Annotated in this window: 18 protein-coding genes; 8 read left to right on the forward strand and 10 right to left on the reverse strand. The window is 65.0% G+C overall.

Going from position 1 to position 15267, the window contains the following annotated elements; translation table 11 throughout:
• Nucleotides 1–27: 27 nt before the first annotated feature.
• Together IF809_RS17705 and IF809_RS17710 are read left to right on the forward strand one after the other, a co-directional pair.
• Nucleotides 28–1035, forward strand: coding sequence for an alpha/beta fold hydrolase (locus IF809_RS17705; protein ID WP_462838129.1), 1008 nt, complete (start codon nt 28–30; stop codon nt 1033–1035).
• 190 nt (nt 1036–1225) lie between these two features.
• Nucleotides 1226–1471 carry a GCG_CRPN prefix-to-repeats domain-containing protein gene (locus IF809_RS17710; protein WP_128966804.1) on the forward strand — a complete coding sequence of 82 codons (246 nt, stop codon included), beginning with the start codon at nt 1226–1228 and terminating at the stop codon, nt 1469–1471.
• A gap of 110 nt (nt 1472–1581) precedes the next feature.
• Here the strand turns inward: IF809_RS17710 and IF809_RS17715 are convergent, their stop codons facing one another.
• Nucleotides 1582–1881, reverse strand: a complete 300-nt coding sequence (locus IF809_RS17715; protein ID WP_453997223.1) for a twin-arginine translocation signal domain-containing protein — start codon at nt 1879–1881, stop codon at nt 1582–1584.
• Nucleotides 1882–1986: 105 nt separating this feature from the next.
• Entirely contained in the window at nt 1987–2301 is a 315-nt protein-coding gene (locus tag IF809_RS17720) for a hypothetical protein (protein WP_462838105.1), read from the reverse strand.
• A 269-nt stretch (nt 2302–2570) separates the two neighbouring features.
• Here IF809_RS17720 and IF809_RS17725 point away from each other — a divergent pair, with 269 nt between their 5' ends.
• Together IF809_RS17725 and IF809_RS17730 are read left to right on the forward strand one after the other, a co-directional pair.
• Nucleotides 2571–3224 carry a glutathione S-transferase family protein gene (locus tag IF809_RS17725; protein WP_453997221.1) on the forward strand — a complete coding sequence of 218 codons (654 nt, stop codon included), beginning with the start codon at nt 2571–2573 and terminating at the stop codon, nt 3222–3224.
• 106 nt (nt 3225–3330) lie between these two features.
• Nucleotides 3331–3483: a hypothetical protein gene (locus tag IF809_RS17730; protein WP_453983391.1), complete on the forward strand. Its 153-nt coding sequence runs from the start codon at nt 3331–3333 to the stop codon at nt 3481–3483.
• Between the two features lie 9 nt (nt 3484–3492).
• Here the strand turns inward: IF809_RS17730 and IF809_RS17735 are convergent, their stop codons facing one another.
• Nucleotides 3493–3840, reverse strand: coding sequence for a hypothetical protein (locus tag IF809_RS17735; protein WP_453997219.1), 348 nt, complete (start codon nt 3838–3840; stop codon nt 3493–3495).
• A 67-nt stretch (nt 3841–3907) separates the two neighbouring features.
• Nucleotides 3908–5440, reverse strand: a complete 1533-nt coding sequence (locus IF809_RS17740; protein WP_462838106.1) for an acyl-CoA carboxylase subunit beta — start codon at nt 5438–5440, stop codon at nt 3908–3910.
• Between the two features lie 139 nt (nt 5441–5579).
• Here IF809_RS17740 and IF809_RS17745 point away from each other — a divergent pair, with 139 nt between their 5' ends.
• From IF809_RS17745 to IF809_RS17755, 3 genes are all read left to right on the forward strand, one after another.
• Entirely contained in the window at nt 5580–5984 is a 405-nt protein-coding gene (locus tag IF809_RS17745) for a DUF4260 domain-containing protein (protein WP_453983389.1), read from the forward strand.
• A 165-nt stretch (nt 5985–6149) separates the two neighbouring features.
• A complete protein-coding gene (locus IF809_RS17750; protein ID WP_453997644.1) occupies nt 6150–6746 on the forward strand; it encodes a hypothetical protein in 597 nt (198 codons plus the stop codon).
• A 69-nt stretch (nt 6747–6815) separates the two neighbouring features.
• Entirely contained in the window at nt 6816–7808 is a 993-nt protein-coding gene (locus IF809_RS17755; protein ID WP_462838107.1) for a dienelactone hydrolase family protein, read from the forward strand.
• A gap of 40 nt (nt 7809–7848) precedes the next feature.
• Here IF809_RS17755 and IF809_RS17760 read toward each other — a convergent pair whose 3' ends face one another.
• From IF809_RS17760 to IF809_RS17770, 3 genes are read right to left on the reverse strand one after another with little or no spacing between them, the layout of a single operon-like run.
• On the reverse strand, nt 7849–8112 hold the full coding sequence (locus IF809_RS17760; RefSeq protein ID WP_128966813.1) for an EscU/YscU/HrcU family type III secretion system export apparatus switch protein: 264 nt from the start codon (nt 8110–8112) through the stop codon (nt 7849–7851).
• The gene (fliK, locus tag IF809_RS17765; RefSeq protein ID WP_453997642.1) at nt 8109–9746 is read right to left on the reverse strand and encodes a flagellar hook-length control protein FliK; all 1638 of its coding nucleotides are present in this window, start codon (nt 9744–9746) and stop codon (nt 8109–8111) included. The genes IF809_RS17760 and fliK overlap by 4 nt, the downstream gene beginning before the upstream one ends.
• Nucleotides 9747–9803: 57 nt before the next feature.
• On the reverse strand, nt 9804–10598 hold the full coding sequence (locus tag IF809_RS17770) for an ATP12 family chaperone protein (RefSeq protein ID WP_128966814.1): 795 nt from the start codon (nt 10596–10598) through the stop codon (nt 9804–9806).
• A 75-nt stretch (nt 10599–10673) separates the two neighbouring features.
• Here IF809_RS17770 and IF809_RS17775 point away from each other — a divergent pair, with 75 nt between their 5' ends.
• A complete protein-coding gene (locus IF809_RS17775) occupies nt 10674–11120 on the forward strand; it encodes a hypothetical protein (protein WP_462838108.1) in 447 nt (148 codons plus the stop codon).
• A 43-nt stretch (nt 11121–11163) separates the two neighbouring features.
• Here IF809_RS17775 and IF809_RS17780 read toward each other — a convergent pair whose 3' ends face one another.
• Genes IF809_RS17780 through IF809_RS17790 form a run of 3 tightly spaced genes read right to left on the reverse strand, consistent with a single transcriptional unit; the run spans nt 11164 to nt 15186 of the window.
• Nucleotides 11164–12393: an RluA family pseudouridine synthase gene (locus IF809_RS17780; RefSeq protein WP_128966816.1), complete on the reverse strand. Its 1230-nt coding sequence runs from the start codon at nt 12391–12393 to the stop codon at nt 11164–11166.
• Nucleotides 12394–12445: 52 nt separating this feature from the next.
• Nucleotides 12446–13783 carry a replication-associated recombination protein A gene (locus tag IF809_RS17785; protein WP_128966817.1) on the reverse strand — a complete coding sequence of 446 codons (1338 nt, stop codon included), beginning with the start codon at nt 13781–13783 and terminating at the stop codon, nt 12446–12448.
• Nucleotides 13780–15186, reverse strand: coding sequence for a DegQ family serine endoprotease (locus IF809_RS17790; protein ID WP_164938744.1), 1407 nt, complete (start codon nt 15184–15186; stop codon nt 13780–13782). The genes IF809_RS17785 and IF809_RS17790 overlap by 4 nt, the downstream gene beginning before the upstream one ends.
• Between the last annotated feature and the right edge of the window lie 81 nt (nt 15187–15267).

The raw sequence follows: 15267 nt of genomic DNA on the forward strand, positions 1-15267 counted from the left end.
CTTTTGCCGGGCATGACGGAGACCGCAATGAACCGCATCTTCCCGGCAACGCTCGGTATCGCCCTTATGACTATCCCGTTTGCAGCACGTGCCACCGACACGCCGCAACGCGAGCCCTATGGCATCGCGCTCGAAGGCTTTGCCTATCCCTATCCCGTGCACCTGCTGCCGGTAACCAACGACGGCGAACAGCTCAGCATGGCCTATATGGATGTCGCGCCGGCGCAACCGAACGGGCGCACCGTGGTGCTGCTGCACGGGCGCAATTTTCCGTCGAGCTACTGGGCTGATGTCATCAAGATGTTGAACGATGCCGGCTATCGCGTCGTAGTGCCCGACCAGATCGGCTTCGGCAAATCGTCCAAGCCCATCGGCGAATTGCATTTCGACACCCTGGCGCGCAACACCATCGCGCTGCTCGACCATCTCAAGATCGACAAAACGGACATCATCGCACATTCAATGGGCGGCATGCTGGGCGTGCGTATCGCGCGCGCCTATCCGGACCGCGTCACCCATCTGGTGCTGACAGCGCCGATCGGCCTCGAAGACTACCGCCTCTACGTGCCGCCGACGCCGACCGAGAAGATGATCGAGACCGAAGACAAGCTCACCGCCGACGGCTATCGCAAGCAGCTCCAGACCAACTACGCGATCAAGCTGCCGCCCGACTCCATCACGCCGTTCATCGACGCCCGCTTCAACATCAAGGGCAGCCCGGATTATCCCCGCTGGTTGCGCGCCTTCGTCTCTTCCGGTCAGATGATCTATCGCGAGCCGGTCGCGCACGAGATTGCTCTCGTCACAGAACCAGTGCTGTTCGTCATGGGCGCCGACGATCACAACGCACCGGGCCGACCGAATGCGCCGGAAGCATTGCGCGCGAAGATGGGACAGAACGCCGCACTCGCAAAAGCATTTGCGGCAAAGATGCCGAACGCGCGGGCGGAGGTGATCCCGGAAACCGGGCACCTCGTCTTCCTCGAGGCGCCGGCGACGTACAAGGAGATGGTGCTGGGCTTCCTCGGCCGCTAGCGCCATTCATGTCGCGCAAGGCCGTGCGCGAGAAATGTTCATGCCGCATTCAGGTCATGATTGGCAGGCTTGGATCGCGACGTGCCGACACGGCTTTCAAATTTAACGTGTCGAATCGTGTCTCTTGATTCATTGTGCGCCGCAAGCGCGCGACCTTAAAGATTTGCCCCAAGGACGAGAGGAAGACCCTATGAAATATCTCTTCGCCGCCGTGATGCTCGCCAGCGCGGTCGTCGGTTTCAGCGAGGCAGCCAGCGCTGCCGGTGGTTGCGGACCCGGCTGGTACCGCGGGCCCTATGGCGGCTGCCGTCCGATGCGCGGTCCTGTCGTCGTGGCCCCCGGCCCCGTCGTGGTCGCGCCCCCTGTTGTCGTCGTGCGTCCGCGCGTGTGCCCCTATGGCTTCCGCTGGTATGCCGGCCGCTGCCGTCCGTTCTGATCTCCCGTACTTGCGACATGGCCGCGCAGAACTGCGCGGCCGTTTTTGCTGAAGCACCATCAACAAGAAGGGGATCGTGATCGCGATCCCCTTTTTCATTCCAGGCGCTGTTACCAATGACGCCAGTGGTGGCGATGCCAGCGATGGCGCCAGCCCCAATGGCGATGGCGCCAGCCCCAGTGACGGTGGTGCCAACCCCAGTGACGGCCGTGCCAATGCACCTGCTCGGGCTTGAGCTGCGCGGCTTCCTCGCTGGTGGTCACCGCAGGGTGGACTTCCGGATGGCCTTGCGGCAGGCCGACATCACCGAGCGGCTGCGGCGCCAACGGCACGGCCTGAACGGCAGCAGTCAATGCCGCGGCGCCCGCCGCGACACCAAAGGCAAGTTTCAAAAAGTTCCGGCGCTCCATGAAGATATCCTCTATCCAATCGATCGAGTGATGCGCCAGAAGTGTCGCGGCGATGACATGAACTGAGGCTGAATGCAATTCAGATAGGCTGCAGGCGTAAGCCCGCTACTCCGCAAATTCCTGCGCCAGCACCAGCGTCTCGCGCGCACGTTTCACCTCTGGCCAGTCTCGGTTGAAATCGGCGACGAGCCGCTTCAGCGCATCACCCTTCAGTATCGCCTGAAGCTTGGCCTCGTCGTCGAATTGATACATCGCCTGATGCAGCGAGGGATCGTCCAGACTCCAGAATCGCCACGCCTTGCTGACTCCGAACGTCTTGACCGCATCGGGAAGGTGCTCGGTCTCGTACCAGGTGTCGAAGGCGGCGCGCTTGCTGGCGTCAGTGATGATGGCGCGGACGACGAAGTAGGCGGCGGGCATCGGATTTCCTCCTGTTGTTTAGCCGGAGCATAGACGGTTATAACGCCGGCGGCGGAAGATCGAGCTCGGAACGGAGAGGGAATTGTCACCCCTCCAAGGCATTCGTCTTAACCACGCCTTCGCCTTTCATTCGATCTCAGGACGCGAGATCGTCAGGCGCTCCGGCTTGCCGGTAAGCCGGCGCAGCGCGACGTAGAAAAAATCGTTTCCTCGCTGTCGGAACGCACGGCCCTCGTCCGTCCTAGGCCCAGACAGCACGGAGACACAGCATGCCCGACCTCACCCTCGCCACCTTCGACTGGGTTCCCCCGCCGCCGCGCGGTTTCGTACGCGATCTCAGGGTGCGCTGGGCGCTGGAGGAAGCCGCCTTGCCCTATCGCGTCGCCAGCGTGCCATTCGATAATCGCGGCGCCGAACATCTGGCGCACCAGCCGTTCGGCCAGGTGCCGTGGCTGACCGACGGCGACCTCTCGATCTTCGAGACCGGGGCGATCCTGCTCCATCTCGGCGGGCTCAGCGCAAAGCTGATGCCCCCGGATCGCCGCGGTCGGAATGAAGCGACCGAATGGCTGTTCGCCGCGCTCAATTCGGTGGAGATGGCGAGCCTGCCCTGGGGAATGTCGAAATTCATGAAACATCCGAGCGACACCGCGGCGTGGAAGTTCGTCGACGACTTCCTCAAGCTCCGTCTCAAGCATCTCGAGCCGGTGCTTGCGAGCCGCGAATGGCTCGCGGGCTCCTTCTCCGTCGCCGACATTTTGATGGCCGACGTGCTGCGCGTCGTCGATGGCTTCGACGGGCTGGCGGACAGCCCTGCCTGCCGCGCCTATGTCGCGCGCGCGACTGGCCGCCCGGCCTTCGCCAAGGCCCATGCGGACCAGATGGCGCATTTCGCTGCGGCGGATAAGGCGCGCGGGATGTGACCCACCGCACATCGTTAACCCCGGGTTAGCCATAGGCTGATGGCCGCCGGAACGAAGCAATTTGCTTCAAATTATCGGCTTAAGTTCTTTCCGCGGAAGGTGACACATGGCCCGCATCGATTATCTCAAAGAGCAAGTCGCCCGTGCCGAGCGTCTGGCGAAAGCGATCCTCGACCAACAGACCTCGGAACGGCTGCAGGCGTTTGCCGCCGAATGTCGCGCGGAGCTGCAGGTGCTGAGCCTCAAGACCGCCGCATAAGGCAGCGCATTACACCAGCTTCATCGGCGTATCGGTGACGACGCGCAGGTCGATCCTGCCGATCAATGCAGCACGGCGCGCCTCGGCCGCGCTGATCGCACCGTCCGTCTGCCGCAACGTTGAGACGTTCGAGCCGAGCGAAACGATGCCGCCGAGCACCAGCGCAATCGAGCCGAGCGCGGCGGTCTGACCCAATCCGAACAGCCCGAGGATGGTGACCAGAAGCAGCGCTGCACCGCTGCCGATCGCGATCTTGGACGCCAGGATGCACTTCCGGCATCGCTCCGCGATCCCGGCGAGCCGCTCGATCCGATCCTCGATATCGGAGATTTCGTCGGTCGGATCGTCTGAGGTCATGCGGTATCAACCAGCAACGGTCGATGGGTGACCCGGATTTCGCCTGCGCTCCATCCGGGCTACGCGATCACAACGGCAAATTGTCGTGCTTCTTCGCCGGCGCTTCCACCTTCTTGTCCTTCAGCATCGCCAGCGCCCGGGCGATCCGCTTCCGCGTCGAGTGCGGCATGATGACGTCGTCGATGTAGCCCCGCTCGGCGGCGATGAAGGGTGACAGGAAGCGGTCTTCGTATTCCTTGGTGCGCGCGGCGATCTTGTCGGGGTCGCCGATGTCGCTGCGGAAGATGATCTCGACCGCGCCCTTGGCGCCCATCACGGCGATCTGCGCGGTCGGCCAGGCGTAGTTCATGTCGGCGCCGATCTCCTTGGAGGCCATGACGTCGAAGGCGCCGCCATAGGCCTTGCGGGTGATGATGGTGACCAGGGGCACGGTGCACTGCGAATAGGCGAACAGCAGCTTGGCGCCGTGCTTGATCAGGCCGCCATATTCCTGCGCAGTGCCCGGCAGGAAGCCCGGCACGTCGACGAAGGTGACGATCGAGATGTTGAAGGCGTCGCAGAAGCGAACAAAGCGCGCGGCCTTGCGCGAAGCGTCAGAGTCGAGCACGCCGGCCAGCACCATCGGCTGGTTGGCGACGAAGCCGACGGTGCGGCCCGCGATGCGGCCGAAGCCGGTGACGATGTTCTTGGCGAAGGCTTCCGCGATCTCGAAGAAGTCGCCCTCGTCCACGACCTTCAGGATCAGCTCCTTCATGTCGTAGGGCTTGTTCGGATTGTCGGGGATCAGGGTGTCGAGCGACATGTCGATCCGGGCGGTGTCGTCGAAGCTCGGCCATTCCGGCACGCCGTCGGTGTTATTGGATGGCAGGAAGTCGATCAGGCGCCGCATCTGCAGCAGCGTCTCGACATCGTTCTCGAAGGCGCCGTCGGCAATCGAGGAGCGCGTCGCGTGCACCGAGGCGCCGCCGAGCTCTTCCGCCGTGACGACCTCGTTGGTCACGGTCTTCACCACGTCGGGGCCGGTGACGAACATGTAGCTGGTGTTCTTCACCATGAAGATGAAGTCGGTCATCGCAGGCGAATAGACGTCGCCGCCAGCGCAGGGACCCATGATGACCGAGATCTGCGGGATCACGCCCGAGGCGAGCACGTTGCGGCGGAACACGTAGGAATAACCTGCGAGCGCGGCGACGCCCTCCTGGATGCGCGCGCCGCCCGCGTCATAGAGTCCGATGATGGGCGCCCGCGCCTTCATCGCCATGTCCTGGAGCTTGGTGATCTTCAGCGCGTGGGTCTCGGAGAGCGAGCCGCCGAACACCGTGAAGTCCTTGGCGAAGACGAACGTCTTGCGGCCGTTGACGGTGCCCCAGCCGGTGACGACGCCGTCGCCCGGCACCTTGGTCTTCTCCATGCCGAACTCGGTAGAACGGTGCTCGACGAACATGTCGAACTCCTCGAACGATCCCTTGTCGAGCAGCAGCTCGATGCGCTCGCGCGCGGTCAGCTTGCCGCGGGCGTGCTGCGCCTCGATGCGCTTCTCCCCGCCGCCGAGCTTGGCGCCGGCACGACGGTCTTCAAGGGCGTCCAGGATGTGTTTCATTTGCTCCCGCCAGTTCTTAAGTGATGCGGGGTTCTAACACGGCATTTTGCGGGGCGGGAAGCCGCTTTCGGCCTTGCAGGGCAGCCTTGAATCAGCGTGAAAGCGCAAGGAATTTCAAAGTTTTGCCCGGGAGACGAGCATGAGCGAAGCAACGGCCGAGACCGGCGCGGCAACGGGCGGTGTCAACATCCTGCTGCGGCTGGAGGGCCTGACCTTGTTTGCGGGGATGGTGGTGCTCTACTGGGCCTGGGACGGTTCCTGGTGGGTCTTTGCCCTGCTGTTCTTCGTCCCCGATCTGAGTTTCCTGGCCTACCTCGTCGATGCCAGATTCGGCGCGCTGGTCTATAACGCCGCCCACAGCTACATGGCCCCGGTGGCGCTGCTGACGCTGGGCTTCGGCCTCGCCTCGCCGCTCACTTTGTCCATCGCCTTGATCTGGCTCGCCCATATCGGCATCGACCGTGCGCTGGGCTACGGCCTGAAATATTCCGCCGGGTTCGGCTTCACCCATCTGGGGCGGATCGGCCGGCAGAAAGACGCCTGAGCTCGGCGTGCCTGGGCGGCAGGATCGCCGTCATTTTGTCGCGCGTCGCCGGTTGACCTGATCAGCCGATTCAGGCTTGCTCACCGCCTGCGATCAGGCGCCGAACGTTGCGTGAGCTCAGTCGGTACGGCGGCGGTCACCACGTCCGGCTGCAAATATTTTTCCATGTCCGCCACGGTCGTTCCCCTGCTTCCGAACAGCGCGTCCGAGACCACCGATTTCCTGCGGCGGATGGCCAGCATGGTGTCGGGTCGGAACGGCGAGATGCTGCTGCGCGCGGCCAGCCTGATCGAGTCGCTGGCACAGCGCGCGATGTCGGCCGAGCGGCTGTTCCACGAGCAGCAGGAGGAGAACAAGCGGCTCGCCGAGCGGCATGAAGCCGCCGAGCTCGCCTCCGACGCCATGGTCAACCAGATCGCCGCGCTGCGAACGCAGCTTGCGGAGGTCACCGCGGCTGCGGCTGCCGAACGGGCCGGCTTCGATAGCGAGCGCAGCAAGCTGCTCACGCTGATGCAGGATGCGGAACGCCATATCGGCAAGCTCACCGCCGAGCTCGATGGCCTGCGCGCCTCTGTCGATGCTTTCAACGAGACCGCGGTCTCCGTGCCGATCGAGGTGCTGCGGCTGGCGCGCACGCAGTTCGACTATCTCTCCAGCGGTTTTGCGCGCAAGGGCGACGTGATCTCGCAGGCGATGAGCGAGATCGGCGGCTTCGCCATCGACCAGGCACTGACGGCAAAGAAGCCGGTCGACAAGGCGTGAGACGCGCCAGCGCAAATTGACAGCGCGTACGGGCGTTGATCTACTTCCCGAAAATCGAGGGAGGATCCGATGCCGAGGCCATTCCGCGCCGCTGCGGCTCTCATCGCGCTCTGCATGTCCACCGGGCTCGCCGGCGCGCAATCGCTTCCCAAGGACGCGCCTGCCCGGACCGAGATATTCCCGATCCCGTCACTCACCCTTTCCGACCAGCAATTCCTGAGCGGCGATGCCGCAGCCGGCAAGCCGGTCACGGTGGCCGGCGAATTCCGCGTCGCGCAAGGGTCAGGCAAGATGCCGGTCGTCGTGCTGATGCACGGATCGAGCGGCGTCGGCCCTACCACGGACGCCTGGGTGCACGCCTTCAACGCCATGGGCATCTCGACCTTCGTCATCGACGGCTTCACCGGCCGCGGGCTCACCGTGGTCGGACCGAACCAGGCGCTGCTCGGACGGCTCAATCTCATCATCGACGTCTATCGTTCGCTTGAGATTTTGGCAAAGCATCCCCGCGTCGATCCTGAGCGCATCGTGCTGATGGGCTTTTCTCGCGGCGGCCAGGCGACGCTCTATGCGAGCCTCGAGCGCTTCCACAAGCTCTGGAACAGGTCCGGTTTGCAGTTTGCGGCCTACATCCCGTTTTATCCGGACTGCTCGACGACCTATCAGGCCGACACCGACGTCGCCGCGCGCCCGATCCGCATCTTCCACGGCGCGCCTGATAATTATAATCCCGTGAAGAGCTGCAAGGCCTTCGTCGAACGGCTCAAGATCGCGGGACGCGACGTGGTGCTGACCGAATACCCCGATAGCGCCCACGGCTTCGACAGCGGCCTGCTCGGCGTCGCCTCGGTCGCGGTGTCGGCCAACGCGCAGACCGTGCGCAATTGTCATATCAAGGAAGGTGACGGCGGCGTGCTGATGAACGGCGACACTAACGCGCCGTTCACCTACAAGGATTCCTGCGTCGAGCTCAACCCGCATGTCGGCGGCAATCCCACCACGGCCGCGGAGTCGCGCAAAGCGGTGGTGGAGTTCTTGCAGGCGTTGTTCAAGTTGGGCTAGGTGCTTCTCCGTCACTGCGAGCGAGAGAGACGCGTCAGCGCTACCGCCCCCGGCCCGACAGCCGCAGCACGAACACCAGCACTTCAGCGACGGCCTTGTAGAGATCTGGCGGAATCTCTTCGCCGAGTTCGACCTTGGAGAGTGCGCCGGCCAGCACTTCATTCTCCTCGATCGGGATATCGTGGGCTCTGGCGATCTCGACAATCTTGGCGCCGATCGTGCCTTTGCCTTTGGCGACGACCACGGGCGCGCCGCTGCCCTTCTCGTAATGCAGCGCAATTGCGAGCTTGGAGTCCTCGCTCATGTGGCGCGATCCAGGAAATGCCCGGCACGCGCCGGCGCAGGTTGCGGCGGCGTGCCCTCGCGCACGATGATCTCACCGGGCTTAAGCTCGGCCTTGGTGAGCGCCTGATTGAGCTCACCGATGCCGGCGCGGAGCTGCTGCGCCGTCGCCGGCCGTTCGGCCCACATCCGCACAAAAGTCTTGTCGCCATTCAGCGTGATCAACGCATGCACGGGACCGCTCGGCTCGACGTTGAGGGTGAAGCGCGCGCGCCAGGCACGCTTGGCGGGATCTGGTGTTTCGTTGTCGCCATCTCGCGAAATCTCGAATTGAGCCATCGCGGTGCCCTGCGGGGTTGCGAACGGAATCTCGAAATTCCACTGCGGCACGGTCGGATCGACGCGATGGCCGCTGGCATCGGTGCGATCAGGGAGTGAAGCGACCTGCAGCAGCGTCTGCCGCGCGATCGCGGCGTCGGTGTCGCCAAGCAGGCGATGCACGGCTGCAGCGAGCGGTGCGTTGGGTGCGAGCGAGGGCAAGGCGACCGCTTGCGGTGACGGCAAAGCACCGCGGAACGGCGGTGGCGTCGTCGTACGCGTGGCGGCTTCGAAGACGTGACCGTCAGGCACGGGCTTATTCGAGCCCGGCACGTTGCCGGTCATGCGCGGCAGGCTTTGCGTGACCTCTTGCAGCAGGGTTGCGGCGAGACTCGCCGACATGCGCGGCAGCGCCGCCGGCGGTGTTGCGCCAGCCACGTCCGCCAGCACGGCAGCCGCGAGCGCAGCGTTGCGCGGCAATTGCTCGGCTTGGGCACCTCCAGCGTCAGGCGTTGGCAAAGCCGTTTGCGCGGTCTCGCCTGCCACTTGCGGCACCGATGCAGCGGTCTGCGGAGCCGCAACAACACTTGGGGTAGGCGTGCTATTTGGCGCGGCGACCTGTGGCGCGGCCGGCTCGATCGCGCCCGATGTTGCCGCCAGCGTCTGGCGCAGCACCAACAGCGCCGCCTTCAGGTCCGGCACGGTGTCCGACGGCGGCGTCGTACCTGACGCGAGCGAGGCCTCAAGAAACAGGCCGGACTTCTGGAAAGCGGATTCGATGTCGCCGCCGTCGAGCGCGGTGTTGAGCGGCGTCTGTTGCGCCAGCACGGCCTGCACGGCCTGCTTGAGGCTTTCGGGCAGATCGCTGCCTGATACGATCGACGCCAGATTGGCGAATAGCGGCGCCTGACTGCCCTGTATTGTGACCGCCTCGGCCGAAGCTGCGGTGACGGCGACCTGCTCTGAAGGCGTCAGGGTGTTGCGGGCCGCGGTTGCCGATGGCGCGAGCGACGGGCTTTCGACCAGCGAGGCCGCCGTCGGCGTCAGCGTGATCTGATCAGCGCTCGCCTCGCCTGCGCCGTTGACGACGGCAAGCCGGATCGTACCGGCGTTCTGCGACACCGCGAGCTGGAGATTTTGCCCTAGGGTCAGCGACACCTCGGACATCACGTCCATCGAGAGATTGGCGATCGCGATCCGCACCAGATTATCGGCAAGCACGCTGACGACCCTGGCATCGACCACGCTGCCGGCCTGCAGCACGATATCCGGGCTCGCCGCATCAGCCGCGGGGCTGGGAGCACTGACGGGAAGGATCGAAGTGACAGGCGTCGGCATTTTCAGGGCCCAGGGAACGCTGGTCTTCACCCTAAGGCCGCCGTCGTAAACCTCTCGTTAAGGACCTTTGGCCGTCTCGGCAGTGACGGCCGCCAGCACCGCCACGGCAGCCTCGAAATCCCGCAAGCGGGTGGCGCGGCGGGCGGCTGCCTCCTCGTCCACGCCCCACTGGTCGATGTTCCAGTCCTCGTCGACATGGGCGGCGGCCCAGACCTGATCGGCGTCGCGCATGCCGTGGGCCAGCGCCAGCGCCAGCAGCGCCGAACCGGTCAGGGTCGTCACCATGTGGAGGGCCGCGACCGACCAGGGATCATCAGGCAGCGCCGCGCGGGCGGCCCTGAGCGCCTCGTCCGGCTGCTTCACATGCATGACACCCTCGGACAGGATGAAATGCGCTCCCAGTCTCTCCGCGGCCCAGAACAGCACAGGATCCCAATGTGCGGCCTCGCGGGCGACCAGCCCCTCGGGGTGGCCGGCGCGATAGAACAGCAGGTCGGTCTCGAAATATTTTGCGAGGTCGTCAGTGACAAGCTGGACGCGGTCGATCACCCCCTCAACCACGCTGTTGGCGATCCGCGTCAGCGGCATAGTGACTGGATCGATCGCCTCGCCCTGAGCGGCCCATTCCGCAGCCACGGCATCGGCGAGCGCCCGCGCGGGGATTACCACTTGTCGGCTGGACGGTGTGCGGATCGGCCTCCCATCGAGCGTGATGGCAAAGCCGCCCTCGGCTTCCGCGACGCCGGCTTCCTTGTAGAAACGCTTGCGCAGCGGCGTGCGCGCGGAGGCCCGCGCCGACTCCCTGGGATCCGGCGGGGGCTGGCCAGCTGCCTCTTCGAACAATTCGCGCATGTGAGTTTTCGGTCCCGGTCGCTCGATGCTAGGCTTTTAAGATAAGACCTGTGGCCGATAAAGCGAGCGGCGGGCATGAGGGAACTTGCGGCCATTGCGGCCCTGTTGACCGGGCTGTGGCCCGCCGCCGGCGAAGCCGGTTTTCGCAGTCCGGAATCGCTGGTCCGCAACGTCTATGCCCATTACGGCGATGGCGCGCCGGAACTCTCCAAGGGCCTGCCGCGGGATGAGGCCACGGCCCGGCAATTCTTCGATCCCACCCTGCGCAAGGCGTGGTCTGCGCCACGCAGCGAGCCCTATGACTTCCTGGTGCAGAGCCCGAGTTGGAAGCTCGGCCCGATCACCATTGCCATCATCCGCAAGCAGTACGACAAGACCTATGTCGCGGTGAACTTCGACAATCGCGGCCGACCGGCGACGCTGAACTTCGTCTTGGTCAACGGTCCCAAGGGCTGGCTGATCACGGATGTCGAGAGCCCGCATGACAGTCTGCGGATGTTTCTGGAGCAGTTCCGGAATTGAGGGAGCCACAGCTGCCTCCACGCTAGGAACGGGGGCTCCGCCCCTACTCCTCCGGCGCGTTCTCGATCGGGTCGAACCGGCTGGCGTCCAGCCCGAGCAGATTCCACGACTGCTGCATATGCGGCGGCAGTGGCGCGGTGGCGTCGATCACACCGCCGCGGGGATGCGGAATGACGATGCGGCGCGCCAGCAGATGCAGCCGGTTTTGCAGGCCCCCCGGCAGCTGCCAGTTCTCGATGTTGAAATATTTGGGATCGCCGACGATGGGATGGCCGATATGGGCCATGTGGGCGCGAAGCTGGTGGGTGCGGCCGGTCACGGGCTTCAGCGACACCCAGGTCAGCTTGTTGCCGGCGGTTTCGACCACTGCGTAATAGGTCACCGCGTGGCTGGCGCCCTCGTCGCCGTGCTGGGCGATGCGCATGATGGTGTCGTCCTCGCTCTCTTCCTTCGCAAGAAAGGTCGAGATGCGGCCCTGCTTGGGCTTCGGCAGGCCCGGCACCAGTGCCCAATAGACCTTGCGCGCCGAGCGCGAGCGGAAGGCGCCGGTCAGATGCGAGGCGGCAAAGCGCGTCTTGGCGATCAGCAGGCACCCCGAGGTCTCGCGATCGATGCGGTGCACGAGCCGCGGCTTCTGACCTTTGGCATCGCGCATCACCTCCAGCATCTGATCGATGTGCCGCGTCATGCCCGAGCCGCCTTGCACGGCAAGGCCGGCGGGCTTGTTCAAGACGAGGACGTCGTCGTCCTCGTAGATCGTCATCTCCTTCAGCGCCTTGAGCGTCTTCTGCTCAGCTTCCGAGAGCTCGCCGCCGACCTTCGGCGTATCGAGCTTCAGCGGCGGAATGCGGACGCTCTGGCCCTCCTCCAGGCGGTCCTTGCTGTCGACCCGCTTGCCGTCGACGCGCAGCTCGCCTTTGCGGACCACGCGCTGGATGTGGGAGAACGACAGCCCGGGAAAGCGCGCTTCGAGGAAGCGATCGACGCGCATGTTGTTCTCGTCCGCCGTCACCTTGACCGTCTGCACCTTGGTCGGCAGCAGTGCCTCGACCGGCTTGGCCGGCGCGGCCCTTTCCAGCTCAGCCCTCTCCAGCTTTGCTTTGGGCGGGCGCCGCTCGGCGCGCTCGCCGGCAAAGCGCGGCGGCTTGCCTCCGGGTTTACCACCCGGCCGCGGCCCGGCCTTTTTCGCGCTCCGCGCCTGATGCGGGCGCGATTCCTTGCGCTCGTCGCGCGAACGGGGCTGTTGGTTGGTTCTTTTGATGCGGCGGCTCATGCTTGCCTGCCTACCCTAAAAGCGGCCTTTCGTCACGACGAAATGGCCGACTCTAGCGCGAGCCGCCCCGCTCCTTGCGCAGCTTGGCCCAGTAATCCAGTCGCTTCCTGATCTCGCGCTCGAAGCCGCGCTCGGGCGGGTCGTAGAAGGTCTGGCGGCCCAGGGCTTCCGGAAAGTAGTCCTGGCCGGAGAAGGCGTCGGGGGCGTCGTGATCGTATTCGTAAGCTGCGCCGTAGCCCTCCGACTTCATCAGCTTGGTCGGCGAGTTCAGGATGTGCTTGGGCGGCAGCAGCGAGCCAGCCTGCTTTGCCACCTGCATCGCCGTGCCGAAGGCGGTGTAGACCGCATTCGATTTCGGTGCGGTGGCGAGATAGACCACCGCCTGCGCGATCGCGAGCTCACCCTCGGGATGACCCAGGAAGTCGAAGGCGTCTTTCGCCGCATTGGCGATGACGAGCGCCTGCGGATCGGCAAGCCCAATATCCTCGACAGCCATGCGCACGACGCGGCGGGCCAGGAACAGCGGGTCCTCGCCGGCGTCCAGCATGCGCGCGAGATAATAGAGCGCGGCGTCCGGATCGGAGCCGCGCACCGATTTATGCAGCGCCGAGATCAGGTTGTAATGGCCGTCGGCGGATTTGTCGTAGATCGGCGCGCGGCGTTGCAGGATGTCCTGCAACTGCGCGGCATTGAATATCTCGTCCGCTCGTGCCGAACGCCAGACCTCTTCGGCGAGCGTCAGTGACGCGCGGCCATCGCCGTCGGCCATCCGCACCAGCACCGCCCTCGCCTCCGCATCGAGCGGCAGCTTCTTGCCCTCGACCTCCTCGGCATGCGCGAACAGTTTTTCGATGGCGGCGGCATCGAGCGAGCGAAACACCAGCACGCGTGCGCGGGAGAGCAACGCCGCATTGAGCTCGAACGACGGATTTTCCGTGGTGGCGCCGACCATCACGACGGTGCCGTCCTCCATGACCGGCAGAAAGGAATCCTGCTGGGCACGGTTGAAGCGATGCACCTCGTCGACGAACAACAGCGTGCCCTTGCCCATCTCGCGGCGGGCACGCGCGGCGTCGAATGCTTTCTTCAAGTCCGCAACGCCGGAGAACACCGCAGAGATCTGCTCGAAATGCAGATCCGTCGCGTCCGCGAGCAGCCGCGCCACCGTGGTCTTGCCGGTGCCGGGCGGACCCCAGAACACCAGCGAGCCCAGCGTGCGCGTCTCCAGCATGCGCGTCAGCGCACCGTCGGGGCCGAGGATGTGATCCTGACCGACGACTTCCGACAATGCACGCGGCCGCAGCCGGTCCGGCAGCGGATGCGGAGCCTCGTGATCGAGCCCCGCCGCGGCGAAGAGAGTTGGCGTGTCGTGTGGTCGCTTCGGACTCATCCGCCCAGCGTGACGTTGATCTGCTGACCGCCGCGCACCACCGCGATGCGCCAGAGCCGAGGCTGCTCCTTGGCGGCCTTCTCCAGGTCGCTGGTCTTGGCGATCTTCTGGTTATTGACGGACAGGATGATGTCGCCCTTCTGGAAGCCAACGTTCTGCGCCGCCGTGCCGTCGCCGATGTCGGTGACGACGACGCCCTCGGTATCGGCATCCAGATGCAGCTCGTCCGCCACCGCTGGCGTGATGGTGGAAATCCTGGCGCCCTGGAACGGCGAACGCGTGGTGATGACGAGTTCGTTGCGGCCGGTGTCAGGCGCGGTCTCGAGCGCGATCGTCAGCTTGAGCGGCTTGCTGCCGCGCTGCACGTCGATCTGCGCGGTGCCGCCGAGTGGACGGGTGGCAAAGCGATAGTCGAATGCGTTGGGATCGTCCACGGTCTGGCCATCGATCGCGGTGATCAGGTCGGAGGATTTCAGGCCGGCCTTCGCCGCGGGACCGTTCGGCACGACGCTTGCGACCAGGGCGCCGCTCGGCGTCTTGAGGCCGAGGCTTTCGGCGATCTCCGGCGTCACCGCCTGCAACTTCGCGCCGAGCCACGGACGCTTCACGGCCTTGCCGCCGCTCTTGGCGGAGGCCACGACCACGCGGACCATGTTGGCCGGAATCGCAAAACCGATGCCTTGCGAGCCGCCGGAGCGCGAATAGATCGCGGTGTTGATGCCGGCGAGCCGGCCATTCATGTCCACCAGCGCGCCACCGGAATTGCCGGGGTTGATCGGCGCGTCCGTCTGGATGAAGAACTGATAGTCGGTGATGCCGACCTGCGTGCGGGCCAACGCCGAGATGATGCCGTGGGTCACGGTCTGGCCGACACCGAACGGATTGCCGATCGCCAGCACGACGTCGCCGACCATCAGTTCATCGGAGTTGGTGAACTCGAGCGCCGGGAACTTCTCGTGGCTGTCCTTGAGACGCAGCACGGCGAGGTCGCTGCGGGAATCCTTCAGCACGATCTCGGCCTCAAATTCCCGCTTGTCCGACAGCGACACCTTCACCTGGTCGGCGCCCTCGATGACATGGACGTTGGTGACGACGAGCCCGGAGGAATCGACGATCACGCCCGAACCCAGCGAGCGCTGCACCTGCTCCTGCTGCCCGCCGCCGCCGAAGAAACGACGGAAGATCGGATCGTCCAGCAGCGGATTTCGGTTCTGCACCACCTTGGCGGCATAGACGTTGACGACCGCCGGCTGCACCCGCTGCACGATCGGCGCATAGGACAGCCGCAGTTCGGCCGGCGAGGACGGGACGCGACGGTCCTGCGCGGCAGCCGGATTGAAGTGGGCCGAAAAGCCTATGCACAATGCCGTGACGACGGCGGCGGTCGAGATCGATCGAAACATTCCTACCTCTTGGAAAAGACGCCGGAATATAGGCGTGTTCGCCCCCCAATAGAAGGGCGCCCGGCGGTAATAATGGGGCCC

This window comes from Bradyrhizobium sp. UFLA06-24, assembly GCF_054967145.1.